The sequence below is a fragment of the Pseudescherichia sp. genome (genome assembly GCF_031979925.1).
GTDB lineage: Bacteria > Pseudomonadota > Gammaproteobacteria > Enterobacterales > Enterobacteriaceae > Pseudescherichia.
Genome location: NZ_DALZFB010000001.1, coordinates 417,752 through 443,880, shown reverse-complemented (window position 1 = coordinate 443,880; position 26,129 = coordinate 417,752). Strand labels below are relative to the sequence as shown.

The following is a 26,129-nucleotide window of genomic DNA, read 5'->3' as shown; positions in this document are numbered from 1 at the left end:
GTTGCTGTAATTTTAATGGTCTACTTTTTGAAAACTACCAATGAGCTCGTTAGCGCCACCATGCGCTTTGCTTGTGCTTCGAGGGCCACTCATTAAACAGCATATTGGCTTCAATTATCGGCAGTCATTTTTTTGTGCAACAGCCACTCCTCCCAGACATTCTCCGGGTCGATATCAAGGTAACCTCTTTCTCTCACCATATCCCTGGCGGTCTCAATCGGCACTCGAATCGCAGTGGCGGAGTCTCGTATTGATTCAACTTCTTCGCGTGTTAGTTCCCTTCCCGCTTCTTTCTCTTTGGCGACAAGCACTACAACTAACGCAGGGATGAACACAATCGTCATTTTTTATTAGCCTCTGCGAGATCAACGTCCACTTTAGCGTGCACTTTATGGCTTTTAACTGCTGTGTTGCAGTCACTCATTAACCGGACGTCAAACTAATCATAAAAAGGAGTGTATAGTAGCAAAATCTCTACTTTGCTATAAAATTTATGTTGGATTTGATATTAGCGGCTTAAGAGATAAGCAAGGAGGCTCAATATGCACATCAGTACCAAGGTTAAAATTGCGACACTTATCTATCTCATGGCGGCCTGTGCCATTGCGCTACCCGCTCTTGCTCTGTTCCTGGATCTGGTGATAAACGGAAGCATTATTGATATATGGCAAGGTGCATACTCCTTTACAGATCTCCTTAGCTTTCGTAAAACGCTTTTCTTGAACTTTGCCGGACTCGGTGCGGTCCTTGGCTTTGTCTACTGGCTCTTTTTCTTCAGGAAATACAGGCACCACGATCCACTGGATAAATATTTCAAGTAACTGCTCATCGTGTGTGCAGTTGCCTGGTCAATGTTGACAGCGCTGTAATCATCTGTGAGTATTAACCTGAGCTAACAAAGGAGAAAGTATATGCAGGAAGCAATCAATGTCCTACTCATGATTCTGCCCATCCTTACGCTTTTTATTCTTATAAAGCTTTTCACCCGCACTCTTCGCCAGCCAAAACGGATCATTTCAGAAGAGAATGGAATGAAAAAAATATCATCCAACCCTTCGTATTTTGGCGGATCGTCCAGGGCAGAATACTATTATGACGACTCTTTTTTGTATGAGATCAAAAACAACGCCACTCATAAAGTTGAACTGTCTAAAATAATTGCGGTTAAACCAGGCTATACAACAATAAACAATAGACGCAAGTGGACCGTCATATATCTTAACGATGGTGAGAAGAGACAACTGCAATTCTATCATAATCTAACCCTGTTTAATCAGAACTTTGCTGGCTTCTTGGCAACGGTAGCGCAAAAAAACCCTGATGCAGAAGTAAAAAAATTATCTTTTTTTAATATGTAAGCCCCTAAAGCTTTATAACCCACGAGTCAGCTCCTCGCTGTTTTCAGCAAGAATATCCAGCATGGCTTTAACATAAGCACCGGTATTTCCCTGATGCCACATCACGCTTAGCGGCAGACCCTTGATATTTTCTATTGGTTTAAGAGGAAGGTACTTTACGCCGTCAGCGTTCATGTTTTTATACGATGCGGGTACCAGCGCGACGCCCAACCCTGCTGCGACGAAGCTCAGGATGGTCTGTTTTTCCTCTGCATACTGAGCGATAACCGGCAAACAGCCCCCGGATTTAAAGATATCCATCGTCAGATCGTGGCTGTGCGGTCGGGTGCGTCTCTCCGGGACAATGACCGGCTCATTGCGAAAATCTTCGACGCTCACCCTGTCATAATCCACCAGCCGATGCTGGGCAGGCACGGCCAGCACGCAGGTTTCATAGGCGATAAAGCGGGTGGTCAGGATGACATCAACCTGCTCCGGTGGACGAACAAAAACCAGGTCGAGCCAGCCGGACGCCAGACGCGGAATAAGGCTGGATGACTTGTCTTCGATAATATGAATATCCGCCTCGGGAAATTGCCTGACAAAAAGATTAAGCAGATTCGGCAATAGCCCTCTGGCTGCGCTGTCAATTGCCCCAATCCTCAGCGACTTTTTCTGCGAAACATTGCTTTTAAGAAAACGCTGCCGCAGTGCATCAAATTCGCTCAGCACCCTCTTCGCTTCAGTCAGGAATTCAGCACCTTCCGGCGTCAGGTAAACGTTTCGAGTAGAGCGATTCAGCAGACGTGTACCTAAATCCTCCTCCAGCAATTTGATAAAACGGCTGAGTGACGCAGGCATCATTTCAAGCTTTCGGGCAGCGCGGCCAAAGTGAAGCTCATCACCTAACACCACAAAGCAACGCAGTTGATTTATATCCATTTTTTCACCAAACGCGAATTATACAAATTATTTATATAAACCCTTGCCGATGATAAAGCCAGTTAAAAAAGCATACTGAGTTCATTACAAAATGATAACAACCCTACAACCGTGGAGCACTCTGTTATGAACAACGACCTCGAAAAAAAGGGTTATGCGCAAGGTTACCCTGCGCATTATTCCCTTCATCATGCTGCTGTATTTCATCGCGTTTCTCGACCGGGTCAATATTGGTTTTGCTGCCCTGACGATGAACGAGGATCTGGGCTTTTCGCCGACGGTATTCGGCCTGGGCGCAGGCATATTTTTTCTGGGCTACTTTCTCTTCGAGGTTCCATCAAACTTAATCTTGCATAAGGTCGGGGCCCGCATCTGGATCGCCCGGGTGATGATTACCTGGGGACTGGTCTCCGCCTGTATGGCCTTCGTGCAGGGCACGACCAGTTTCTACGTTTTGCGTTTCCTGCTCGGCGTAGCCGAAGCCGGTTTCTTCCCTGGCATCATTCTTTACCTTAGCTACTGGTTCCCGGCAACAAAACGCGCCCAGGTTACCGCCATTTTTATGGCCGCAGCGCCCCTTTCCACCGCCCTGGGATCGCCTATCTCCGCCATGTTACTGGAGATGAACGGCCTGTTGGGTTACGCCGGCTGGCAATGGATGTTCATGCTGGAAGCGATCCCGGCCGTGCTGTTTGGCATCGTCGTCCTGTTTTATCTCACTGACCGTCCCGCCAAAGCGAAATGGCTGACGGAGGAGGAGCGGACCTGGCTGCAAAATACGATGCAGGCTGAAGAGCAGGCCCGGGCCGTTGGGCAGAGCCACAGCAGCGCCTGGCGCGGGCTGGCGGACAAACGGGTTCTGGCCCTGGCGCTGGTCTACTTTGGCACCTCAGCCGGTCTCTACACGCTGGGTATCTGGGCGCCGCAAATTATTCATAGCTTTGGTGCCTCATCCCTGGAGATTGGCTTCCTTAATGCCTGCCCGGCCGTTGTCGGCGTTCTCGGTATGATCCTCTGGGCCCGCCATTCAGACCGGACAAACGAGCGCAGCTGGCACGTTATTGCCGCCTGCCTGCTGGCCGCAGCCGGACTGATCTATGCCGGTAGCGTCAGCACTCTGCTTACCGTGATTATCGCTTTGACGCTGGTTACCGTGGGCATCAGCGCCTCGAAACCACCGCTCTGGAGTATGCCGACGCTGTTCCTGAGCGGCCCGGCAGCCGCAGCCGGCATCGCCACCATCAACTCTATTGGTAACCTCGGGGGATTTGTCGGGCCGATGATGATCGGCGTCATCCGTCAGCAAACCGGCAGCTATACCGGGGGACTCTATTTTGTTGCAGGCCTGTTGGTCCTGTCAGCGCTAATTGTCCTGATTCTGGCTGGAAAAGCGAAAAAGCCCCAGGCCTCAGAAATTCCTCATCCGCATATTCATACTCATTAATCGATACGGAGAACAACCATGCGTAACTACTCTATCGCCGCTATTCCTGCCGACGGCATCGGCCCTGAAGTGATCTCTGCTGGCATCGAAGTGCTTCACGCCCTGTCCCGTCAGGATCCAGAGCTGAAGTTTACTATTGAAACCTTCGATTGGGGTTCCGATTACTACAAGCGACACGGCGTCATGATGCCGGAAACGGGTCTGCAAACGCTCAAAAAATTCGATGCTATCTATTTTGGCGCGGTCGGCGCGCCGGATGTACCCGATCACATTACGCTGTGGGGTCTGCGACTGCCGATTTGCCAGGGATTTGACCAGTACGCGAACGTGCGTCCAACTAAAATCCTGCCGGGCGTGACGTCGCCGCTGCGTAACCGCGGGCCTGGCGATCTCGACTGGGTTATCGTCCGTGAAAACTCAGAGGGCGAATACTCCGGCAACGGTGGCCGCGCGCACAGAGGTCTGCCGGAAGAGGTTGGGACCGAAGTGGCGATCTTTACCCGCGTCGGGGTGACACGCATCATGCGTTACGCCTTTAAGCTGGCCCAGTCACGTCCGCGTAAGTTGCTGACGGTGGTGACCAAATCCAATGCCCAGCGTCACGGCATGGTGATGTGGGATGAAATTGCTGCCGAAGTGGCACAGGAGTTTCCAGATGTACAGTGGGACAAAATGCTGGTTGATGCGATGACGCACCGCATGACACTGCATCCGCAGAGCCTTGATACCATTGTCGCCACCAACCTGCACGCCGATATTTTATCGGACCTGGCTGGCGCGCTGGCAGGTAGCCTCGGCGTGGCTCCGACGGCAAACATCGATCCCGAGCGGCGTTTTCCTTCTATGTTTGAACCTATTCACGGCTCAGCCTTTGATATCACCGGCAAGGGCATCGCGAACCCGATTGCCACTTTCTGGACTGCCGTGCAGATGCTGGAACACCTTGGTGAACGAGAGGCCGCCGCGCTGATCATGGAGGGGATTGAGTATGTCTGCACGAATGGGATCCTGACGCCTGATGTGGGCGGCACGGCAAAAACCGCTGATGTTACCCGCGCGGTGGTGCAGTTTATCGAATCCCGGGCCACCGTTGCTGAGAGTGCGTAAAGATGAACAATGAGCAGGCTGCAGAGATTTTGCACGATGTGTTTAAGCATGCTGTTGATAGCGCCCGCCCTGGGCCTGTCATCCCACCCGCCCTGCCGCAGAAGCCTAAAGGCCGCTGTATTGTGGTGGGGGCCGGTAAAGCGTCTGCCGCCATGGCAGCGGCGGTGGATGCAGCCTGGCCAGATGTAGAGGTCAGCGGCGTTGTGGTCACGCGTTACGGCCATGCCGTACCTGCGGGACGTATCCGGGTTCTGGAAGCGTCCCATCCGGTCTCGGATGCCATGAGTGAAACAGCAGCGATGCTGATTGTGGAGTCCCTGCGCGGGCTGACAGCAGACGATCTGGTGCTGGCGCTAATGTCCGGCGGCGGTTCAGCTCTGATGGCGCTGCCCGCGCCGGGCCTTACGCTTGCGGATAAACAGGCCATTACGCGCGCCCTGTTGCACAGCGGGGCTAATATCAGGGAGATGAACCTTGTACGGCGGCATCTGTCGGCAGTCAAAGGCGGCAAGCTGGCCGCGATGGCGCAGCCGGCGCGTGTCGTCTCGCTGATTATCAGCGATGTCCCGGGCGATAATCCATCGGATGTCGCCTCCGGCCCAACGGTGGCTGACAGTACCACGCCGGGGGATGCCCTGAAGGTACTTGAACGCTACGGTATTGCGATATCCGAGCCGGTACGTGATGTACTGAGCAAGCCACGTCCACCCTCGGCCAGAATGTTGAATGGCGAGGTTAGCCTGATAGCTACTCCGGCAATGGCGTTAAAAGCGGCAGCCGAGGCGGCGCGGGGCCATGGCATTACGCCGCTAATCCTCGGCGATGCCATCGAAGGGGAAAGTCGTGAAGCGGCAATCGTCATGGCGGGTATCGCCAAATCAGTGAAGCAACATGGCCAACCGCTGGGCGCGCCTGCCCTGCTGCTTTCCGGTGGGGAAACCACGGTAACGGTGCGTAACGGCCGCGCCGGTAAAGGGGGACGGAACACGGAGTTTCTCCTCAGCCTCGCCTGTGCGCTACAGGGCGAAAGCGGGATTTGGGCGGTAGCGGGCGACAGCGATGGCATCGACGGTACGGAAGATGCCGCGGGCGCCCTCATCCACCCCGATACGCTGTCACGCGGCAGGCTAAAGGGCCTTAACGCAGCGAGTTATCTGGATGAGCATGACAGCTACAGCTATTTTCATGCGCTTGATGATTTACTGCTTACTGGCCCGACGCTCACTAACGTCAATGATATCCGGGCAATATTAGTTGCTTAACCTCTCTGCTCTCCCGGTAGCCTGGGAGAGCATTATCAAGACGGTTATTTCTGGTCTACAGGCAGTGAATCTCTCCTATATCAAACGCCAACTCCGGTGCTGCTTCCCTGAACGCCGTCACCCCCTGCGCATCGGGCAGCGCGGCTAACGCCCCTTTCGCCGTGGTTGCCAGCGCGCCGCAGGCGCTGGCCTGGGTCACCGCCTGTTTGAGCTGTGTCAGCTCATCCAGCGGATTGCCCTGGGCCAGACTTGCCAGTAACCCTGCCATAAAAGCGTCACCCGCTCCGGTGGTATCCAGACTTTTAACTCTGAACGCGCTAACCTTCATCAGCCGATCCTGCCATAACACAATCGCCCCGTCAGATCCGCACGTCACCACCTTCAGGCGTGACGGATAGCCGCGTAAAATCTCCAGTGCCTTTTCATGTTGCGTGGTGCCCGCTAACCAATACAGCTCCTCCTGCGAAAGCTTAAGAACATCGGCCTGTTGGGCAAAATGACGCACGGTGTCAGCCATTTCCTGCGCATCTGGCCACATCTGCGGACGAAGATTAATATCAAAACTTAGCAGGCCACCGCGATGCTTAATATGGCTGATAGCACGCACCAGCGTTTCGCGACATGTCGTTGCAACCAGCGCCAGCGAGCAAAAATGCAGAATGTCGTTACCAAATGCCGGGAGAGTATCTGCTGTTAAGAATTGGTCGGCTGAGGGATCGACCAGAAAGGTAAAGCTGCGATCGCCTTCGTCCCCGAGCGACACCAGCACCGTGCTGGTCCGGTGGTGCGTATCAAACTGCATAGGCTGCGTATCAACGCCCTCTTCTGCCAGAGTATCTCTTAAAAAATGGCCGAAGGGATCGTCGCCCGTTCTGCCGATAAACCCGCACTCGCACCCCAGGCGTGTGGTCCCGACCGCGACATTGACCGGCGCACCGCCTGCACAGGCGGTATACTGCATCTCCCCCTGCGGCAGCAAATCAACTACCGCGTCGCCTAATGCCCAGATTTTCATACACTCCCCTTAACGTAAATCAATAATCAGAACAGATATTTAAAGCGGGCACGCACGCCGTAGCGTTCGTCGTTGCTGCCGGTTTGTGCAGCCGAAGAGTCCAGCCAGGAGGCGTACGCTCCGAGGTAAATATTGAAATTTGGCATATCCATAATGTTCGGGAGCTGCCATGAGGTATGGATAGTGTGAATGTCGTAGCGACCCGGAGCGAGGATCGCACAGTCGCTATCGCAGTCCGCGCTGACGCCTGCCATATTGAACTGGTCAATTTTGTTGTGGGCATAGATATAGCCCAGCTCGACGCGGTGCCATAGGGCATTGATACCGGCGCTGAAGTCTTTCTCGTCTGTCGCATCAAGGTAAGCCGTGCTCAGGTTCACCACCGCGCCGTTCTCCGCATCGGTTCTGAGCGTGTTCCATGTCATGGTCATACCGTAACCGGTGCGGCTGGATTGATCCTGGAAGCGCCCATTCTCCTGCTGATAGCCGTAGGCGTTATTCACCAGATTGCTCTCCAGCGCGGCCGCGACTGACCATGGGCCAGACTGCCATGCGGCCACCGGACGCACATAGACTACGTTTTTACGGTTATCCAGCGCGTTGCCGTGGTAGTTCTGATCGACGAACAGTGAGCTGCCGTCCTCAACCAGCGTATTAACCTCGAAATACCAGTTATCCAGTTTTTTGCTAAGCAGGAAATTGCCGCCGCTGTTGCTGCGTCCTCGCCCCTCTTTCATCATGTAGATATAGCCGTAACCGTCGCTATAGAGATCGTTGGCGGTATTACCGGAATACTCAATAAAAGTATCCTGATTCAGCGGAAACATATCCCAGGCTTCGAAGCGACCGATTTTAATTTTCCAGTCATCCTGCTGGCCGAAGAAAAAAGCCGCGTCGTCGAGGTTCATTTTACCGTTCATATCCGCCAGCGGCTGCACGCTGAAACCGGCATATTTGCCGTCAGCCCCTTTTCGAATACCATCAAAGCCCAGCAAAATACGCCCGTTAATATCCCAGCGCTCTTTTTCACCTGGGGTCCAGTTTTTATTGGCGCTGGTTTTGAGTGATGTCAGCCCGCCGGTTCGGCTGGCTCCATCCATATTAAATTCGACGTCGCCATAGAATTTTAACTCGTCAGTAGCATTAACCTGTAGTGTGGGTTTTGCCGGTTCGGTGGGGGCTGCCGTGCGGGGTGTCTCCTGCTGCTTCAGGGCGCGGATCTCTGCTTCCGCGCTGGCGGCACGCGCTTCGGTGGCTTTCAGTCTATTTTCCATTTGCACCAGCCGCTCTTCCAGAGAAAGGCTACCCTGTGCACACACCACGCCGCTAAATACAGACGTCAACATACATCCGACCCAGATTATTTTCATCGGAAAACCTTTTTTATTATTCAGTAACCAGTTGTTAATTATGTAGGGGTATAGTCCGGCGATAACGACAAAAATAACCCGCCCATCGCCGGGGACGGGTTATTGATCATGCCTGGTTTATTTATTCAAGCTGCCATGCTCCGCCATCGGACAGTGCTGCCCTGCCGCTCCAGGCAAATAAACATAATTTACGCTGCCCGGCATCGGGATATATACGACTGCTGAGGCACGCCTCGCCATCATTGACAAAGACTTCAACGGACGAGCTGTCGATAAACAGACGCAGAGTGAGAACGCGATCGAGGGTTACCGGCACGCTACGCGTCCCGCATAAACCGTGCTGCGGATAGTGACGCTCCAGCACCAGGCGCTGCATCTGGGCATCGACGTAGATCCGCAGGCCATTCCCCAGACTCAGGCCGTACTGCTCGGCAGTGCTCTCCGCGCCTTTCCAGTTCAGCACCACCTCCATCGCCTCAGCGTTTTCCGCTACGCTAATCTGCTGATTATTGAGCGTGCTGACCGGCCAGGGGTACCAGCCCTGACGCAGGCTTTCCACCTCTTTTGCCGGGCGCATTTGCAGACAATTGTCCGCACTAAGGCTCAGCTCGCGCGGCAGAGACAGCATGCCAGCCCAGCCGTCCTGCTGCTCCGGCAGCGGCGACTCCCACATATCCAACCAGCCAATCACAATGCGTCGCCCGTCCGGTGTCAGGAAACTCTGCGGGGCGTAAAAGTCATGCCCACGATCCAGCTCGACAAATTCACCACTGCGGACAAACGGCTGGCCGGGCTGCCAGTCGCCCAGCAGATAGCCACTCTGGAACAGGTTACGGTTTTTGAAACCGTGCGCGTCCATGCCCTGCGGGGAAAACATCAGCACGCGCTTGTCGCCAAGAGTGAAGAAGTCCGGGCACTCCCACATAAAGCCCATCCCGGCCTCGGCCTCATCAAGCACGCCCTCTTCCTGCCACTGGCGCAGATCCGCTGAGCGATAGAGACGCACCTGCCCGATCTCACCCAGACGCGCACCGACGACCATGTACCAGCTCTCTCCTTCGCGCCAGACCTTGGGATCGCGGAAGTGATGCACGCCCGGCGGCGTATCCACCACAATGCCCTGACGCTCGAAGTGAATGCCGTCGCGGCTGGTGGCCAGGCACTGCACCTGATAGAGATTATCGTCGTTATCACTATCGCCGTGGAATTTATGCCCGGTGTAGATCAGCGCCAGCGTGTCGCCGTCTACTACCGCCGAGCCGGAAAAGCAGCCGTCTTTGTCTTCCGGTCCTTCCGGGGCGATCGCCACCGGCAAATGCTCCCAGTGGACCAGGTCCTGACTGCGCGCATGTCCCCAGTGCATCGGCCCCCATTGGGTGGAGTACGGATGATGCTGATAGAAGGCGTGATACCAGCCATCGAACCATACCAGTCCGTTGGGATCGTTCATCCAGCCCGCTCTGGCGGCCAGATGATAGCGCGGATACCAGCGCAGGTTGAGCGCATCGCGCTTTACCTTAAGTTCCTGTTCAGCGTCAGCAATTGAGTAGGTCATTGTCTTCACTCTTTTCAGTCAGATAGCGGAAAATTGGGGTGCCTGCGGATCCACCGAAGCATTGCCGGATCGCAGTAAAAACATGGAGATAAAGGTAATACCGAACACCAGCATGCCCATAAATAGATAGGATTCAGCGAAGCCATATTTTTCGTAGCTGTAGCCCGCCAACGGCGACAGCACCGAGGCGATCACCGAGCTGGTGCAGGCGAAGCCCACCAGATAGAGGGTGGATGACAGACGTTTATCGAAATTCAGGCTGTTGTACTTAAAGATCGCCACCAGCAGCACCGGCAGCTCGACGGCATGAAGCAGTTTGGTAATGGAGATCAGCAGCGGCCCCTCCACCAGCCCGGAGGCTATCATGCGCATCGCCATCACCATGCCGGCGAAGATCAGGCCATTTTTAGCGCCAACACGATTCACCAGCCACGGGGCGCAAAACATCCCCGCAGCTTCAAGAAACACCTGAAACGAATTCAGGTAGCCGTACATCGCATTGCCTTCCTGCGGGGTGGCAAACTGCGAGGAGAAATAGACCGGAAACTGTTGGTCGTAAACGCCGTAGATACAGGTGCCGACGACGAAGAAGACCAGCGCCCAGAAGCGCGGCAGGGTCAGCAGACGCAGCGCGTCCTGGAGCGTCACTTTGCCCCCCGCCACTGCTTCCTGCATAGCATGGGGGGCAGAAGAGACCCGCAGCCGTGCCAGCAGCAGCAGAAACACCAGCCCGGAGCAGCTGGCGACCGCGAAGTTCAGCTTCGGATCGATGTTAAACAGCAGCCCGGCAAAAAACGTCGCCACCGCCCAGCCCAGCGATCCCCACATTCTCGCTTTGCCGAATTCAAACTGACTCTGACGCGCCACGCGCTCGGTGTAGGACTCCAGCACGCCGATACCGCCGTTAAAGGTCAGGCCAATAAAGATGCCGCCAAACACGCTGCCAAGCAGAATGTTGATCTTCAGCAGATACCCAAACAGCAGATACGCCGGGCCGGAGAGGATCAGCATCGCCGTGAGATACCACAGCAGATGTTTTCGCAGACCGAGCTTATCCTGAATAAAGCCGTAACAGATCTGCGCGAACAGTGCAGAGACTGACAGCACCGCGAAAATAATCCCCGTATCCCCTGCTTTCAGCCCGACCTCCTGATGCAGCCAGATGGAAAGTAACGAACCTGAGGAGGACCAGGTAACAAAAAAGAAGAACAGCAAGGCGCTGAGTAACGGGTAACTGTGAGAATGATGGGCTTTCATCATGGCGATCTCATGTTGGAGTAATGATCTAATGGTAACGTTAACAAAAGACAGTCCTCACGCCATTTAGCTGAGATTCATGATGTTAATCACAAAAGTTAACGTTAACATACTAAGAATGAGATCGTGGTCAAGATTTTTAGCTAATAGCCTGCGTCACGCGGGTGACAGAATAGCGTATGATCCTTTTACATCAGCAACTTAGTTATACTGCCTTAAGCAACACGGTAATTACGGAGTGAAATAGATGGCTTCCCTGAAAGATGTGGCAAAACTGGCAAACGTATCGCTGATGACCGTGTCACGTGCGCTGAATAACCCGGAGCGGCTAAAACCTGAAACCCTGGCGCGTGTTCAGTTGGCCATTCAGCAAACTAACTACGTGCCGGATTTGTCAGCCAAGAAGATCCGTGGTGCCCACGCCTCGCCGAGTACCATTGGCGTGCTGGCGCTGGATACCGTGACGACCCCCTTCTCGGTGGAGATCACGCTCTCTATCGAAGAGACCGCCCGCGCCCACGGCTGGAACAGTTTTGTGGTCAACATGTTCTCCGACGACAGCCCGGAAACCATGGTCGATCTGCTGCTCTCTCACCGCCCGGACGGCATTATCTTTACCACTATGGGCCTACGTCAGGTTCCGCTGCCCGCTAAGCTGCTGACCCTGCCCTGCGTGCTGGCAAACTGTGAAAGCCTGCACCAGCCGGTGGCGAGCTATATCCCGAATGACGAACAGGGCCAGTACACCGCGGTCAAGGCGCTGCTGGCCGCAGGTTATCGCCGCCCGCTCTGCATGCATTTACCCGCAAAGCATCTGGCGACCATACGCCGCCGTCAGGGGCTGGAGCGCGCGTGCCGCGAAGCCAATATCGATCCCGATACGCTCGACCATGTTTATATGGAATTTGGCGATGAGCACTACCGCGATATGCCCGCCCAGCTGCTGGCGCATATCCGTCAGGGCAAGCCGCAGTTCGACTCCGTGATCTGCGGTAACGATCGCATTGCTTTTATGGTGTACCAGACGCTGCTGGCGCAGGGATTACGCATCCCGCAGGACATCGCGGTGCTGGGCTACGACAATATGGTGGGCATTGGCGATCTGTTCTTTCCGCCGCTGTCGACGGTACAGCTGCCGCACTATGATATTGGCCGCCTGAGCGCGTTGCATATCATCAATCAGGAAACGCACAGCAATACCATTCGCGTTGAAAGTCCGCTGCTGCTGCGTGAGTCACTTTAAAAGCACGCCCCCGATGGCGCTGACCGGGAGCGCGCCACAGGCTGTTTACTCCTTCGCTATTGGCGTGGCGTTCTCGTCGATTTTTGTCTCGCCCTGAATAGCAGCAATCTTCTTCTCAACGTCCGTTACCTGCTCGCTGCTGTGCAGTAAGGTATAGGTCAGATCAAACTGCGTGCTGGCACCCGGTTGCAATTGCTTCACGCGCTTCTGCTCGCGTTCAATGGTTACCGGATAGGCATAGTTGGTACCTGGCTCTATTCCGGTGACATAGCCTTGCTTAACGGTATCGGTATTTTTCCATAACGTCAGCACCGGCAGCTGGCGAGTGTCGAACTGGATGGAAGCCCCCTTGTCGCCCGCCTTGTTCACCACTGCCGCCAGGGTCTGATGATCCTCCCCGGCGAGCGGCTGGATATTGAACACCATCTCATCGAAGCCTTTGGTCGGGCCGGCATAGGTCTGCCACGTCTTCAAGCCCTCTTTGGCATAGTCGTTAAACGGGCTGATGCTGGACATCGGTGCAAGGAAACGCGCACCCTCTTCGAGGATCGGCATGCCGAAGTTACTGTGGTAGATAATTTGGTAATCATGCGGATAGTCAGCGTGATTTGTCAGCACATCATGCAGGCTAAAGCTATTGCTGCCGGGCACATAGCGCAGCTCGGTCATGGTCTGCAAATCAGCCTTCTTGGAGGTGCTCTCTTTGACCAGGCCACGAATGCGGATCTCATGTGGGGCGGCATCAGCCACTTCAACCTCGACCTGTGAGGCTGGCGTATTCCCCGCTTTACCATGCAGCGTATAGATTTGTCCATCAGCGGTAACTGGATGCCCGGTCCACTCATAGCCACAGCGCACCATCATTTCATTGAAACCTTCCAGCCAGCCCAGTCCATTGCGGCTTTCCAGATTGATAAAGGCCGGATTGACCACCTCTTTCACCGGCGAATCCCAGCCCATTTTTGAGCCGAAGCCCTCAATGCGCAGCAGGTTCATCCCGCGGGTTGGACTCAGGGTGATAGTAAGCCCCTCCTGACTGGTGATAATGAGGATTTTACTCCCTTCTTGCTTACCACCGTGCAGCACTTTTTGCTCGATGCTGAACGGTTTGTTTTTAATGTTCAGCTGATCGCTGGAAATCTTCCAGTTTCCATTATCTATGCCTTGTTCAGCGCTGGTCAGCACCCAGGTTTTTGCGGCTACCTGACCGGAAACTACGAGTGCAAGTACCGTTAAAGCCAGTTTGATTTTCATTATCCGTCCTTTTTGCTGAATCGATTAGTACATGTAGTTGGGAAATCTACTGATTAGCAGGTTAAAGAAATGTGACGAGGTTCACCGGACGAAAAAAGTCGCTTTTTTAGCGGGAAAATTGTGGTTCATATCGCATTAAAAACGGAGATATTCAACCTTGTTACATGAAAAATGCGAGGTTTAAAGGATTTAGCTTTAACGTTTCAGCGAGTGAATACAGCCGTAGTGAGATGAGAAAACGTGAACCTGCCAGACGCAACATCCAACAATAACGTTAGATATTGTAAAGAATACAATAGAAAAGTTTCTGCAATATGCCCCAAGCACTGTAGCAGCCAAACTGAGCTGCAATATCGCTAATCAGCCAATTAGCTCACCATCGCAGCGACGATTTTCTCAGTGCCCATATAATTTCGCTGATACATTATCTCCACTCGTTATTATTATGCCGATCGTAATGGCGATAATGCCTGTAGCAGTACGATGCTCATTAAATGTATGTCATCTAATCCTTTTCTCATACGTTCTAAGCATAGTGGAGCGTTTATCAACCTTCGGCAATGCCTCGTAATGATGTCTGGACAGTCAAACCTCACCCTTTGACGATCGTGTCGATACTATATTTTCTCCTAAAATTGTTTTACATCAAAAATTGCCGTGATGTTTTGTAAACCTCTATAAAACAAAGCGAATTTTTTGAAAGAACTTCAAAAAATAAGAAAAAGCTTTGACTCCCTAAGTCAAACTGCTACATTTTTAGTTACATGGAGTGACTATTTGTTTTTTTTGCGGAGTGCATATACTTTCATTTTCGCAACTCTGTTCTGCTTACAGGAGATAATATGGAATGGAAAATCATTGACTCGCTGGTCAGCGCTACTACAGGAACCTTCTTTGCAGCAGCATCCTCGCCTCGTAATCTAAATTTGATATTATGGTACCAAAGTGATTTTTTCTTACGTTCAGGACACTGTCTTTCAACAAGCAGTATTGGGATCGTCATTAATGGTCAGTTCAGAAAGTTTACTATCCTTCATACCTTTCCCTTCACTACTGAAACATGGACCGATTTAATTGAAAAAACAGGTTGCCCTGGAAATGCACCCAATTTTAATGGTTCCTGTTTAAATATAACCTCCTGTCAATTTGATCAGTGCCCATATGGAATCAAAAAATATAATTCTGATGGTAAGAAATTTTCACTTTAATATGTATGACCTCAAAATAAAAAACCCACCATAAGGTGGGTTTGGTTAATCAATGGCTCAGGCTTTAACGACCCGCGGGATAAAGTCCATAGTCGCCATTATTTGCGTATCCAATACGAAACGTCAGGGTACTACCTGCATCGACATCGGCAGACTGGGTGCTTATACCTCCCCCGCAGAAATCTTTCGGCAAGGTGCTAATGACATAGTCGCCAGGCGAAGGATAGACGATCACCTCCTGGGACGTGTCTAAATCAGCTACGGGTTTACCATTGAGATACACCCGGCTTAAGCATGTATTACCCGTAAAGCTTCCATCTCGTTTGATGACAACCGCACCACTATCCCTTTTTTTTACCAGCAGCTGTGGCGCGAGAATTTGCTTCTGCGGCGCGATCTTTGCCAGTTGGTTAGACCCAGATTGAGAGGTACAGCCTACAAGTCCAACAACCACTGCCACTACAAGCATTTTTTTCATTTGTTAGCAGCCTCATGTTTTAAATTAATGACCTCATTGTGATGTGTGGTTACGCGCGATAGAGACTTACCCTCTTATAGTCAGCAAGGCTTTATCCCATACGATGCGTATTATTCAAGCTTCGCTCTTGCGAGGCTCGGCACCGATAATAAAAAAGCCGCGTTGAGGCGGCTATCATGCTTTTAAGTTAGTGCTGATACACACTATCGCCTGTTTGTTGAAACTAAAGTGCCTGGCGACAAAGCCACGCATTGCAGAAGGCCTTATACCTGTTAAGTTTAAAGAGTCACCCTCTGAACATCCCTTTGCGTGCGGGAGGTAATATGATCCATGCCAATAGCTTAACCGTAACCCACAAAAAAGAGTCCTCTCACCATGAGCAGACTGGCTATGTCTTTAAGAGTGAAAAAGGAAAATTTATCTTTGGCCTGCTCACCGGCTATGGTGAACTCAACGTGGGCGATGTACTCAAGCATGATACAGGCGACGCCTGGACCACGCCCGATGGTTCGGAGCTAGATTTTGGTAAGGATTTGCTCGAAACGACCGAAGTGGAAGCTCTCAAACGGCTTGATAAGTGTTAATTTTCAAGATGATCCTGAATGGCATTCACTATATGAATGCCATTTCGGGACGATTTTTCACATCACGCGGTCATTTGCAGACAGGCGTCAGCACAACGACGGCATGTTTCAGCGCAGGCTTTGCAATGGTCGTGTTCATGTTTAGCGCACTCTTCAGCACAGGCTTTACATATGTCTGCGCAGAGTCTGCATAGTTGCTTTGAATAGTCGCTACCCAGACTCATAAACTGAGCGGCGAGACGACAGATTGCGGCGCACTGCATATCCAGTTTGATGCACTCTCTCATCATATCTACGTCAGGTTCTTTCAGGCAGGAGGCGGCGCAGTAGTCGCAGGTAGCAGCACATCTTAGACAGGCTTCAATACAGCTTTGATAATCTTTATGCATACATACGCTCCGGTTTGAGTTAAGTGGAGTATTTAAGTCTGCATAGAAACTGCATTAGATCCAGTTTTCATCTCATATTCTTAAAAGTTATTAAACTGCGCTTTGTAAGCACAGGGCATGTTTTTTATTAAAATTCAAGGGGCTACCACCAACGCAGGTTTTGCCGCCTTCATATAGACTGTCATAGACAAATTTTTGGCTGGCTTATTCTGTTCGAAGCGCCACTTTGCTACTGCACGAATAACCGCGTCGTCAAAGAGATGATCTGGTGAGGACTGGGTTATTCTCATTTGACTAACTTTGCCCTGCGCATCAACGTCGTATCGAAAGCGAACGACGCCAGATATTCCATTTTTAGACGCATAGATAGGGTAAGCAGGCTTTTCCATGCTAATCGGCTTGGGCGCATTGATATTCTTTCCAGCGGGGTTGGAGCAAGCAGACATGATCAAAGCCACTATTACGATTAAAACTTTATACAACCTAAACCTCTCGCCAGAAAAGTTAATCTTGTTGTTAATTAAAGCAAAATCCTGGCCTGACGACTACCTACTCTTTATTAGAGTACTATGAGAGTTAAAACATAGGTAATCTGGACACTTGTTTGAAAACCAGATAAAAGCCGACATGAACACATTCACTATTATCGCTATTCCCTTTTTCATCACAGCCATGATCTTTCTTATTCTGGCGGCGCGGCAGAAACAATCAGTATGGCTCATCGTTGGTGGCGTCTTCATGTGCTCATCAATGGTGAATGCGGTGATTGGCATGACCCTTTGAAGCGATCCAGCCCGAAGTGAGATTAAAATTTTCTGGTTTGTGACGCAAAAATAGACAGCTCCAGTACACTTAAGGGCGTTATGCAATCCATGAGAGGAGACGTCTGATGGCCACAGCTAAAGCGTACGATCTTGATCAGGCATACGAGCTGTTAAACTCCGGTAAACACCGGGAAGTCGAGCTGGATTTCGATATTGATACCGATGCTTTTTTCCAGATTGCCGATGAGTATGGCGATAAGGGTGCAGAGATAAAGCGGTCTAATAACCATTTCGTTATCAAGTTAGAACCTTTATCTATCCCCTCTTTAAATTAGCCTTGTACCTTCATACAGCAGGCGCAGCATCGGCCTGCTGTAGTTAACTCCACCAGAGTTAAACCCTTCCAGAGTTATCCCTACCAGCGTCAGCGCAGCCTTGAGGTTTGAACACTCGCATTGTCGAGGCAGGGTTATTGATTAGCTTCTCTGCTGGTCGACGCGGCCGTCTAATAAGCTCACCGCCGCAGTTTGGGCAGCGCAACGCCATCTTTTCTGCGCAGCTGGCGCAAAACGTACACTCGAATGAGCAGATTAGCGCCTCTGCAGAATCCGGTAGCAGATCGGTATTACAGCACTCGCAGTTCGGTCTCAGTTCCAGCATAGGGCGATCCTCAATGGTGATAGAGTGAAGTGTAGGCCGGGTAAGGCGGAGCCACCCTGGCATGATAGCCATTTATATACCAGCCGCTGTCATCGCGCATCCCCTCTATACTTTCTGTAACGAAACAGGAGGCTCCTATGTGCGGACGATTTGCCCAGGCGCAGGCGCGCGAAGAGTATTTGACGCTTTTTGCTGGCGAAGCTGAGCGCGATATCCCTTTCGACCCCGAACCCATCGGGCGTTACAACGTAGCGCCCGGAACAAAAGTTCTGTTGCTTAGCGAGCGTGACGACAGGCTGGCGCTGGATCCGGTTCATTGGGGCTATGCGCCGGGCTGGTGGGACAAACCTGCGTTAATCAACGCTCGCGTCGAGACTGCCGCCACCAGCAGAATGTTCAAGCCGCTATGGCAGCACGGTCGCGCTGTCTGCTTTGCCGACGGCTGGTTTGAGTGGAAAAAAGAGGGCGATAAAAAACAACCTTACTTTATTTACCGCAGCGACGGGCAGCCGATCCTGATGGCGGCTATCGGCAGTGCGCCGTTTGAACGCGGCGACGAAAACGAAGGCTTTCTGATTGTTACGGCCGCGGCGGATAAAGGTCTGGTTGATATCCACGATCGGCGGCCGCTGGTGCTGACGCCAGAGGCCGCCCGGGAGTGGATGCGGCAGGAAGTCAGCGGTAAAGAGGCGGAGGATATCGCCAAACACGGCGCGGTGCCAGCGGAGATGTTCACCTGGCACCCGGTCACGCGCGCGGTAGGGAATATCAAAAATCAGGGGCCGGAGATGGTCGAGCCGCTAGAGTAATATCTGGCCCCGGTACAGCACTTAGCGCCGTTTGCCTGGCATCATGCGCCGCAGCGTATCGTCTTTCCAGACGTAGTGATGTGCCAGCGCGGCGGCGGCGTGCAGGCCAATCACGTAGTAGCCCAGCGTTGCCAGGGTGACGTGCCAGCTTTTCAGAGTATCCACCAGATCGAAGTTTGCTTCGCTGGCGTGGGGCATCATGATGCCGAAGGCAAACCAGTTGTTTCCACGGTTCCACATCATCAGCAGGCCGATAATTGGCAGGGCGATAAACAGAATGTAAATGACCAGATGACCGAGATGCGCCAGACCGGTCATCATCGCTTTTGGTTTGGGCGTAATCAGCGGCGAGGGATATTTCAGGCGCACCAGCAGACGCGCCACCATCAGCACCAGAATGGAGATCCCACAGGAGACATGAACCATATTGATCAGCGGACGGTCGCTACGGGGGAAAAATCCGCGAAACTCCATCGCGCAGTAGGCCACTACCACCAGCAAAAATACCAGCCAGTGAATGGTTATTTGTAACCCGGAATATTTGCTGCGCATTAGATTTTCCTTATCTAAAACAGTAAAAAAGCAAACATACCGGGCTTTGATTAAAACTGCATTAATTATTCTCTGACCGAATCATTTAGGATTGCAGATAGACCACCTGGGTTTGCAGATATTCGTTGAGGCCATGGCGTCCGTCGGCCCCGCCGATGCCGGATTTACGCCAGCCAGCATGGAATCCCTGCATCGCCTCAAAGTTCTCACGGTTGACGTAGGTTTCGCCGAACTTCAACCCCTTGATCGCTTTCATCGCGGTATTGAGGTTTTGCGTATAGATCGAGGAGGTCAGACCGTAGTCGCTGTCGTTAGCCATCGCCAGCGCCTCTTCCAGGGTATCAAAGACCACCACAGGCAGTACCGGGCCGAAGGTCTCCTCATGCATGATGGTCATATCCTGACGTACGTCCAGCAGCAGCGTCGGCGGATAGAAATAGCCGCTGCCCTCTACCGCTTTCCCACCGAGAGCAATCTTCGCCCCCTGCTCTACGGCACCGGCCACCTTCTGCTCGACGCGAGCCAGCGCGGCGGCGTTGATCAGCGGCCCCATAGCAATGTCGTTGCGGGCGGCAGGATCGCCATATTCGACGGCGTTCATCGCCTCACCCAGACGGTTAACGAAGCGATCGTAGATGCCCTTCTGCACATAGACGCGCTCGGCGCAGTTACAGACCTGCCCGGTATTGATTACCCGTGAGTCGACAATGGCTTTCACCGCCAGCTCCAGATCGGCATCGTCCATCACGATAGCAGGCGCTTTACCCCCCAGCTCCAGGCATACTTTAGTGATGTTTTTTGCCGCCGCCGCCATGATCTTCTCTCCAGCGCCGACGCTGCCGGTCATGCTGACCATCGCCACTTTCGGGTTACCCGCCAGCTCCTGACCCACGGTCTCCCCGCGTCCGAGCACCAGGTTAAACACCCCACGCGGCAGGCCGATGCTGTCGACGATTTTGGCAAAGGCGATGGCGTTGTTAGGGGTAAACTCGCTCGGCTTAATGACAATGGTATTGCCGGTCACCAGTGCCGGAGCCAGCTTACGGGCGATCAGGAAGAACGGGAAGTTCCATGGCAGGATGCCGGTAGTCACGCCCAGCGCACGCTTGAAGACCAGAATGTTCTCTCCGGGGCGGTCGCTCTGTAAGATCTCACCTTCGTAGCGGCGCGCCCACTCGGCCATATACTCAATATAATCAGCGGTAAAGGCGACCTCGACCTCAGCAAGCTGCTGAATTTTGCCGCCCTCTTCAACAATCAGGGCGCTAATTTCACTGGCTTGCTCGCGGATCCCCGCTGCAATTTTCCGTAGCCACCCGGCGCGTTCGATGGCTGGCAGCGCCTCCCATGCAGGCTGGGCGCGAGCGGCGGCGTCGATGGCCTTACGAGCATCTTCCGCCGTACCGTCAGGAATGCGTGAAATCAGCGCTTCGGTAGCCGGGTTGACGACGTCAATCCAGGCCTCGCCCTGCCAGGTGACAAACTGACCATCAATATACATCGGGTGCTGTACGGGTGCTGTCATGTCCTGCTCCTGTAATGGGATTGTTTTTAACAAGTAAATCTGTTGTTAAAAATTTACAGGCGTCGCGGATAATTCACAGAGCAACAGGCGGAATTTGTGAGTGATCTCATAATAAACAGCATGCTACATCAGCCATTTATATTAGCGCCCGTGCTCGCAGGGTTGGCATCAGCGTCTCGTCCGCCTGCATAACCTGCCACGCACGGATTATCTCATCAGGCATATCGACGTGAGCAATGAAACCGCGTCCGTTAGGGCCGTAGCCCCGATCATCATCGCGCAGCCGCGCCAGCTCGCCTGGGATCAGCGACAGATAGCGATCGATTGGCCATAGCCCTTCTCTCTTGGGCAGAAAGGTCAGGCCATGGCTGCCGTTATCAAGCTCCGGTGAAAAGCCGGGATAGCTTACGCACCGCACCTCATGGTTAACCTCCTCCAACACGCGGGCAAAGGTCGCCATCGTCCGGCGCTGCATAGTGGGGTCCTGCACGATAACCAGCGTTTTCACAGGTAGGCTACGCTCGCGGAGCAGCGCCCATGAGAAACGGGCATTTTCGCCGCAGTTAGTAGAGCGCTCCTCCAGGATCAATTTATCTGCCGGAATTTTACAGAACTGGCGAGCAATATCACCAATAATCGCCGCCTCAGTGCGTCCGGTAGTGCGCACCTTGTTATAGCGCGAGTGGCGTGCAATGGCGGCGTAGAGGAACGGCGTGGAGTGCCCAATGCCGCCGCTGACGATCAGCGGTAATCCGGAGGATGCAGCCAGCTCACAGGCAGCGTCGATGGTGGGGATCACAGCATTACCGGCCAGAACAATGCAGCCAGCCTGTGCCGGCAGCGGCTTACCTTCAAACTCATTCTGCGCCAGCCAGTGCCCCAGCACGTTAACCGCCGTCAGCGTTTTTTCTGGCAGAAGCGGAAAGCGGGTCATAAACATTGTCACCTCCTACAGGATATATCCCAGCAGGTTAACAAAGCCTTAGGTAAAGAAAAGGCGATCTCTCCTAATCGCTGATTTCGCTTTATTCATTAATTTGATAAATAATCAGAACTATTAGTACACTCACCAATACAGAATGCTTAATGTTAACAATCTATGGATGACCGACAGCTGACGAAACGCGACCCCTATGCACCCCGTGAATGGGCGGCGCATGAAAAACCGATGCTGCTGGGGTCCCCCTCAACGCCGCTGCACCCTGTTCCTAAACGTATTGCCTATGGCATCGTAGGCCTGCTGGTGTGCCTGACCGGCGCGCTGGGCAATGCCATGGTGTCCGCCAACCTGCAAAATCTGCAGGGAACCTTTGCCGCCTGGTCGACGGAGATCGCCTGGCTACCGGCGGTCTATGTGATGACCAACGTCTCGATAAACCTGCTGTTAGTGAAGTTCCGCCAGCAGTATGGCCTGCGCGCCTTTACCGAAGGGTTTCTGGTGCTCTACGTTCTGGTGACCTTTTTTCACCTCTTCGTCAACGATCTCAGTTCGGCGATAATGGTGCGGGCTGCGCATGGCATGGTGGCGGCGGCCCTCAGCTCGCTGGGGATCTACTATCAGATTCAGGCCTGGCCCGCCCGCCATCGTCTCAAGGCGTTAACCATCGGCATTACCGGCTCGTCGCTGGCGATCCCGATGGCGAGACTCTTCTCTACCGAGCTGCTGCAAACCGACGAGTGGCGCGGGCTTTACCTGTTTGAGCTGGGGCTGGCGCTGGTCTCCCTTGCCTGCGTGGTCATGCTTAAGCTGCCGCCGGGCGATCGCAAAAAAGTGTTTGAGAAGAAGGACTTTATCACCTTCATTCTGTTTGCCCCCGGCATGGCCCTGCTCTGTGCCGTGCTGTCGCTGGGACGTCTGGAGTGGTGGTTCGAAACGCCCTGGCTCGGCTGGGCGCTGGCAGGAGCGCTGGTGCTGATCGTGAGCGCTATCGTTTTTGAGCACAACCGCAGCAATCCGCTGCTCAATACCCGCTGGCTCTCCAGCGGCAGCATCGTGCGGCTGGGTCTGATCATGGTGCTGATCCGCATCGTGCTGGCAGAGCAGAACAGCGGTGCCATCGGCTGGTTGCAGTATATCGGCTTGCAAAATGAACAGATGACCTATCTGGCCTGGTCGATTTTCGCAGGCATCGTCTGCGGCATCGTCGCCAGCTGCCTGACCATCAAGCCCCAGCGTCTGGCCTGGCCGATTGTCACCTCGCTGGCGGTGATGATCGTTGCCTCCCTGCTCGACAGCCAGTCGACAAGCCTGACCCGTCCCGATCAGTTCATGGTGAGCCAGTTCCTGCTGGGCTTTGGCAGCGCCTTCTTCCTTGCCCCGGCAATGCTGGCGGGCATTGGTAGCGTAGTCACCGAGCCGCGTAACCTGGTCAGCTTCTCGGTGCTGTTTGGCATGAGCCAGAACCTCGGCGGCCTGCTTGGCTCGGCGGTGCTGGGCACCTTTCAGGTCTGGCGGGAGAAGTATCACTCCAGCCTGCTGGCGGATCAGCTCACCACGCTGGATCCGCTGGTGACCGAACGCCTTCAGCTCTACACCCAGCAGTATCAGAACCTGATCGGCGACAGCACCTTACTTAGCGCCCAGGCCGTTGCCCAGCTGCAAAACGTCAGTTCTATCGAAGCGAATATTCTCGCTTACAACGATACTTACATGCTGACCGCCACCATTGCCGCCGCCACGCTGCTGTGGATCTTCTGGCGGCTGCTGCGGCTGCGTATTACCGCCCGTCTGGCCCTAAAGAAAGCAGTGAATACCCCGAAATAGCGTTGGAAGAGTATTGATGAAAGCAGTGTTACAACAGGAGTGGTTATGAGTCAGCAGGATGCCGCTAAAGAGCAGGCACATACCCGTAGCAATCTGCGGGTGGTTTCGATATTTGCCGCCGCCGCCATTGGCATCGTAGGCGTGCTGGTGATCCTCTACGCCTGGCAGCTACCGCCGTTTACCCGCCATACCCAGTTTACCGATAACGCCTACGTGCGCGGTCAGACGACCTTTATCAGCCCCCAGGTCAACGGCTATATTACTGAGGTGAAGGTCCAGGACTTTGCCGTAGTGAAGCGCGGCGATCTGCTGGTGCAGATTGACGATCGCATCTACAACCAGCGGGTGCATCAGGCCGAGGCCCAGCTGGCGATGAAGGTAGCAGCGCTCAATAATAACCTTCAACAGCGCAAAAGTGCCGAGGCGGTAATTAAGCGTAACGAAGCGGCGCTGCAAAATGCTCAGGCGCAAAACCAGAAGTCGCAGGCGGATCTACGCCGGGTGAAAAATCTAACGGCAGATGGTTCCCTGTCGATTCGTGAGCGCGATGCAGCGCTGGCGAGCGCGGCGCAGGGCAATGCTGATATTGCGCAGGCCCGGGCCACCCTTGAGACGTCCCGCCAGGATCTGCAAACGGTTATCGTCAATCGTGCGGCACTGCAGGCCGACGTGGAGAACGCTCAGGCGGCGCTGGAGCTGGCGCAGATCGATCTGCAAAACACCCGCATCGTCGCTCCGCGCGACGGACAGCTGGGCCAGATGGCCGTGCGGCTCGGTGCCTACGTGACGGCTGGCACGCACCTCACCTCGCTGGTTCCCTCCCAGCGCTGGGTTATTGCTAACCTGAAAGAGACGCAGCTCGCCAATGTTCACACCGGTCTACCTGTACGCTTTACCGTGGATGCGCTGAACAACCAGGCTTTCTCTGGTCGCGTGGAATCCATCTCGCCCGCCACCGGGGTTGAATTCAGCGCCATTTCGCCGGATAACGCCACCGGCAACTTTGTGAAGATTGCCCAGCGTATTCCGGTTCGCATTGCGGTAGAGGGCAACGCGGAGCAGATCGCGCGTCTGCGCCCCGGCATGTCGGTGCAGGTGCATATTGATACCCGGGAGGCGAAATGAGACCGTTTCGCCCCGCGCTGCTGACGCTCTGCGTTGCTCTTGCGGCCTGTCAGTCGGTTGATGTTCAGCCCGCGAAGCCCAGCCTGACTATCCCCGCCCAGTGGCGTAGCAGCGTAGGACCAGCCAGCCAGGCCGAGGCGGTCTGGTGGCGCAGCTTCCACGATAGCCTGCTCAACCAGTACGTGGATCAGGCGCTGCGCTATAACAGCGATATTCTTATTGCCCGCGAGCGGGTGAATGAGTACCAGGCGCGAGTTTACGCCGCTGAGGGCAGCCTGTTCCCGACCCTGGATGCAGGCCTCAGCGGCACGCGAGCGCGGGCGCAGTCTGCGGCGACGGGTCTGCCGGTCTACAGCACCCTCTATCGGGGTAACCTCTCTGCTAGCTACGATGTGGATCTGTGGGGGGCTAACCGCAGCACGGCCAGAGCCGCTCAGGCCTCGCTGGAGGCGCAGCGGGCCGCCGCCGCGGCAGCGAACCTGACCGTGGCGTCGTCGGTAGCCACCGGCTACGTCACGTTACTTTCGCTCGATGAGCAGCTGCGCGTCACCCAGTCAACGCTGAAGGCGCGAGAAGAGGCTTTCACCCTGGCACAGCGCCAGTATGAGGCGGGCTACAGCTCGCGCCTGGAGCTGATGCAGTCAGACTCCGAGCTGCGTGCTACCCGGGCGCAGATCCCCCAGCTCCAGCATCAGATTACCGAGCAGGAGAACGCCCTGAGCGTGCTGATTGGCGATAACCCTGGCGGCATCCGGCGCAGCGACGAGTTTGATAAATTGACGCCGCTGCGCATTCCCGGTCAGCTCCCCTCCTCGCTACTTAATCGCCGCCCGGATATCGTTCAGGCCCAGCGGGAGTTGATCGCCGCCGACGCCAGCCTCGCCGTTTCACAGGCACAGCTGCTGCCATCTCTTAACCTGACGGCGGGGGGATCGGTTCAGGATGATACGCTCGCGGGGCTACTCAATAATCCGCTGCGGCTGTGGAGCGTGGGCGGCAGTATTCTTGCCCCGCTGCTCAACCGCCAGGCGCTGAATGCGCAGGTGGATGTGTCCCAGTCCCAGCGCAATCAGGCGCTCTATAGCTATGAGCGTACGGTGCGCAACGCCTTTAAAGAGGTAAACGATAGCCTCGACGCCATCGCACGCCTGCAGGAGCAGCTGGTCGAGCTTCAGGGGCAAGTAGAGGTGGCGGACGAGACGCTGCGCATCGCGCAAAACCGTTACCAGAATGGCTACTCCTCATACCTGGACGTGCTGGACGCTCAGCGCACCCTCTTCTCTACCCAGCTAAACGTGGTGCAAGTGAAGAACAGCGTGCTGCTGGCGCAGATCGATCTCTATCGGGCATTGGGCGGCGGTTGGGCAGGTCAATCCTGACCCTCTGCTCTATCGCCGCACCTGAAACGGGATTAACGCCCGGCGGCGGCGGGCCTTGCCGGGCCTACACGGTATGCAGGCTCCGTAGGCCCGGTAAGCGCAGCGC

Annotated in this window: 27 protein-coding genes and 1 pseudogene; 14 read left to right on the top strand and 14 right to left on the bottom strand. The window is 54.1% G+C overall.

The window, feature by feature from the left end; all coding sequences use genetic code 11:
* Positions 1–110: 110 nt before the first annotated feature.
* Complete coding sequence (locus tag RTM13_RS02155; RefSeq protein ID WP_312209720.1) at positions 111–344, bottom strand: hypothetical protein; 234 nt, start codon at positions 342–344, stop codon at positions 111–113.
* Between the two features lie 198 nt (positions 345–542).
* Here RTM13_RS02155 and RTM13_RS02150 point away from each other — a divergent pair, with 198 nt between their 5' ends.
* Positions 543–821, top strand: a complete 279-nt coding sequence (locus RTM13_RS02150) for a hypothetical protein (RefSeq protein WP_312209719.1) — start codon at positions 543–545, stop codon at positions 819–821.
* 90 nt (positions 822–911) lie between these two features.
* Complete coding sequence (locus RTM13_RS02145; RefSeq protein WP_312209718.1) at positions 912–1,358, top strand: hypothetical protein; 447 nt, start codon at positions 912–914, stop codon at positions 1,356–1,358.
* Between the two features lie 12 nt (positions 1,359–1,370).
* On the opposite strand, the gene RTM13_RS02140 is transcribed toward RTM13_RS02145, so the two are convergent.
* Positions 1,371–2,279 carry a LysR family transcriptional regulator gene (locus RTM13_RS02140; protein WP_312209717.1) on the bottom strand — a complete coding sequence of 303 codons (909 nt, stop codon included), beginning with the start codon at positions 2,277–2,279 and terminating at the stop codon, positions 1,371–1,373.
* A gap of 126 nt (positions 2,280–2,405) precedes the next feature.
* Here RTM13_RS02140 and RTM13_RS02135 point away from each other — a divergent pair.
* The 3 genes and pseudogenes from RTM13_RS02135 to RTM13_RS02125 all read left to right on the top strand — a co-directional run bounded on the left by RTM13_RS02135 (position 2,406) and on the right by RTM13_RS02125 (position 6,092).
* Positions 2,406–3,723: pseudogene (locus RTM13_RS02135) on the top strand (MFS transporter).
* Between the two features lie 18 nt (positions 3,724–3,741).
* Complete coding sequence (locus tag RTM13_RS02130; RefSeq protein ID WP_312209716.1) at positions 3,742–4,830, top strand: tartrate dehydrogenase; 1,089 nt, start codon at positions 3,742–3,744, stop codon at positions 4,828–4,830.
* A 2-nt stretch (positions 4,831–4,832) separates the two neighbouring features.
* A complete protein-coding gene (locus RTM13_RS02125; protein ID WP_312209714.1) occupies positions 4,833–6,092 on the top strand; it encodes a glycerate kinase in 1,260 nt (419 codons plus the stop codon).
* Positions 6,093–6,147: 55 nt separating this feature from the next.
* On the opposite strand, the gene RTM13_RS02120 is transcribed toward RTM13_RS02125, so the two are convergent.
* The 4 genes from RTM13_RS02120 to RTM13_RS02105 all read right to left on the bottom strand — a co-directional run bounded on the left by RTM13_RS02120 (position 6,148) and on the right by RTM13_RS02105 (position 11,292).
* The gene (locus RTM13_RS02120) at positions 6,148–7,107 is read right to left on the bottom strand and encodes an aminoimidazole riboside kinase (RefSeq protein ID WP_312209712.1); all 960 of its coding nucleotides are present in this window, start codon (positions 7,105–7,107) and stop codon (positions 6,148–6,150) included.
* Between the two features lie 26 nt (positions 7,108–7,133).
* Positions 7,134–8,477 (bottom strand): carbohydrate porin, encoded by a 1,344-nt coding sequence (locus RTM13_RS02115; RefSeq protein WP_312209710.1) that lies wholly within the window; start codon positions 8,475–8,477, stop codon positions 7,134–7,136.
* A 121-nt stretch (positions 8,478–8,598) separates the two neighbouring features.
* Positions 8,599–10,032, bottom strand: coding sequence for a glycoside hydrolase family 32 protein (locus RTM13_RS02110; RefSeq protein ID WP_312209709.1), 1,434 nt, complete (start codon positions 10,030–10,032; stop codon positions 8,599–8,601).
* Positions 10,033–10,050: 18 nt separating this feature from the next.
* Complete coding sequence (locus RTM13_RS02105) at positions 10,051–11,292, bottom strand: MFS transporter (RefSeq protein WP_312209707.1); 1,242 nt, start codon at positions 11,290–11,292, stop codon at positions 10,051–10,053.
* 244 nt (positions 11,293–11,536) lie between these two features.
* Between RTM13_RS02105 and RTM13_RS02100 the strand changes: the two genes are divergently transcribed.
* Positions 11,537–12,532, top strand: a complete 996-nt coding sequence (locus tag RTM13_RS02100) for a LacI family DNA-binding transcriptional regulator (RefSeq protein ID WP_312209705.1) — start codon at positions 11,537–11,539, stop codon at positions 12,530–12,532.
* Between the two features lie 45 nt (positions 12,533–12,577).
* Here the strand turns inward: RTM13_RS02100 and RTM13_RS02095 are convergent, their stop codons facing one another.
* On the bottom strand, positions 12,578–13,786 hold the full coding sequence (locus tag RTM13_RS02095; RefSeq protein WP_312209703.1) for an aldose 1-epimerase family protein: 1,209 nt from the start codon (positions 13,784–13,786) through the stop codon (positions 12,578–12,580).
* An 842-nt stretch (positions 13,787–14,628) separates the two neighbouring features.
* On the opposite strand from RTM13_RS02095, the gene RTM13_RS02090 reads away from it, so the two are divergent.
* Positions 14,629–14,994, top strand: a complete 366-nt coding sequence (locus RTM13_RS02090) for an anti-adapter protein iraM (RefSeq protein ID WP_312209702.1) — start codon at positions 14,629–14,631, stop codon at positions 14,992–14,994.
* 64 nt (positions 14,995–15,058) lie between these two features.
* On the opposite strand, the gene RTM13_RS02085 is transcribed toward RTM13_RS02090, so the two are convergent.
* Positions 15,059–15,472, bottom strand: coding sequence for a hypothetical protein (locus tag RTM13_RS02085; protein WP_312209700.1), 414 nt, complete (start codon positions 15,470–15,472; stop codon positions 15,059–15,061).
* Between the two features lie 323 nt (positions 15,473–15,795).
* On the opposite strand from RTM13_RS02085, the gene RTM13_RS02080 reads away from it, so the two are divergent.
* Entirely contained in the window at positions 15,796–16,056 is a 261-nt protein-coding gene (locus RTM13_RS02080; protein WP_312209698.1) for a hypothetical protein, read from the top strand.
* A gap of 62 nt (positions 16,057–16,118) precedes the next feature.
* Here the strand turns inward: RTM13_RS02080 and RTM13_RS02075 are convergent, their stop codons facing one another.
* Together RTM13_RS02075 and RTM13_RS02070 are read right to left on the bottom strand one after the other, a co-directional pair.
* Positions 16,119–16,445, bottom strand: coding sequence for a four-helix bundle copper-binding protein (locus RTM13_RS02075; RefSeq protein ID WP_312209696.1), 327 nt, complete (start codon positions 16,443–16,445; stop codon positions 16,119–16,121).
* Between the two features lie 134 nt (positions 16,446–16,579).
* Complete coding sequence (locus RTM13_RS02070; protein ID WP_312209694.1) at positions 16,580–16,834, bottom strand: energy transducer TonB; 255 nt, start codon at positions 16,832–16,834, stop codon at positions 16,580–16,582.
* Between the two features lie 238 nt (positions 16,835–17,072).
* Here RTM13_RS02070 and RTM13_RS02065 point away from each other — a divergent pair, with 238 nt between their 5' ends.
* The gene (locus tag RTM13_RS02065) at positions 17,073–17,228 is read left to right on the top strand and encodes a hypothetical protein (RefSeq protein ID WP_312209692.1); all 156 of its coding nucleotides are present in this window, start codon (positions 17,073–17,075) and stop codon (positions 17,226–17,228) included.
* Between the two features lie 106 nt (positions 17,229–17,334).
* The gene (locus RTM13_RS02060) at positions 17,335–17,544 is read left to right on the top strand and encodes a hypothetical protein (protein ID WP_103820154.1); all 210 of its coding nucleotides are present in this window, start codon (positions 17,335–17,337) and stop codon (positions 17,542–17,544) included.
* 58 nt (positions 17,545–17,602) lie between these two features.
* On the opposite strand, the gene RTM13_RS02055 is transcribed toward RTM13_RS02060, so the two are convergent.
* Positions 17,603–17,869, bottom strand: coding sequence for a DUF1272 domain-containing protein (locus tag RTM13_RS02055; protein WP_312209691.1), 267 nt, complete (start codon positions 17,867–17,869; stop codon positions 17,603–17,605).
* Between the two features lie 137 nt (positions 17,870–18,006).
* On the opposite strand from RTM13_RS02055, the gene RTM13_RS02050 reads away from it, so the two are divergent.
* Positions 18,007–18,678: an SOS response-associated peptidase gene (locus RTM13_RS02050; protein WP_312209689.1), complete on the top strand. Its 672-nt coding sequence runs from the start codon at positions 18,007–18,009 to the stop codon at positions 18,676–18,678.
* Between the two features lie 21 nt (positions 18,679–18,699).
* Here the strand turns inward: RTM13_RS02050 and cybB are convergent, their stop codons facing one another.
* From cybB to RTM13_RS02035, 3 genes are all read right to left on the bottom strand, one after another.
* Complete coding sequence (cybB, locus tag RTM13_RS02045) at positions 18,700–19,230, bottom strand: cytochrome b561 (protein ID WP_312209688.1); 531 nt, start codon at positions 19,228–19,230, stop codon at positions 18,700–18,702.
* 85 nt (positions 19,231–19,315) lie between these two features.
* On the bottom strand, positions 19,316–20,755 hold the full coding sequence (aldA, locus tag RTM13_RS02040) for an aldehyde dehydrogenase (RefSeq protein ID WP_312209687.1): 1,440 nt from the start codon (positions 20,753–20,755) through the stop codon (positions 19,316–19,318).
* Positions 20,756–20,891: 136 nt separating this feature from the next.
* Positions 20,892–21,695: a YdcF family protein gene (locus RTM13_RS02035; RefSeq protein ID WP_312209685.1), complete on the bottom strand. Its 804-nt coding sequence runs from the start codon at positions 21,693–21,695 to the stop codon at positions 20,892–20,894.
* 159 nt (positions 21,696–21,854) lie between these two features.
* Between RTM13_RS02035 and RTM13_RS02030 the strand changes: the two genes are divergently transcribed.
* The 3 genes from RTM13_RS02030 to RTM13_RS02020 are packed head-to-tail and all read left to right on the top strand — an operon-like array spanning position 21,855 to position 26,023.
* Complete coding sequence (locus tag RTM13_RS02030; protein ID WP_312209684.1) at positions 21,855–23,519, top strand: MFS transporter; 1,665 nt, start codon at positions 21,855–21,857, stop codon at positions 23,517–23,519.
* Positions 23,520–23,564: 45 nt separating this feature from the next.
* Positions 23,565–24,644 carry an HlyD family secretion protein gene (locus RTM13_RS02025; protein WP_312209683.1) on the top strand — a complete coding sequence of 360 codons (1,080 nt, stop codon included), beginning with the start codon at positions 23,565–23,567 and terminating at the stop codon, positions 24,642–24,644.
* Positions 24,641–26,023 (top strand): efflux transporter outer membrane subunit, encoded by a 1,383-nt coding sequence (locus RTM13_RS02020; RefSeq protein WP_312209681.1) that lies wholly within the window; start codon positions 24,641–24,643, stop codon positions 26,021–26,023. Before RTM13_RS02025 ends, RTM13_RS02020 begins: the two co-directional genes overlap by 4 nt.
* Positions 26,024–26,129 lie beyond the last annotated feature (106 nt).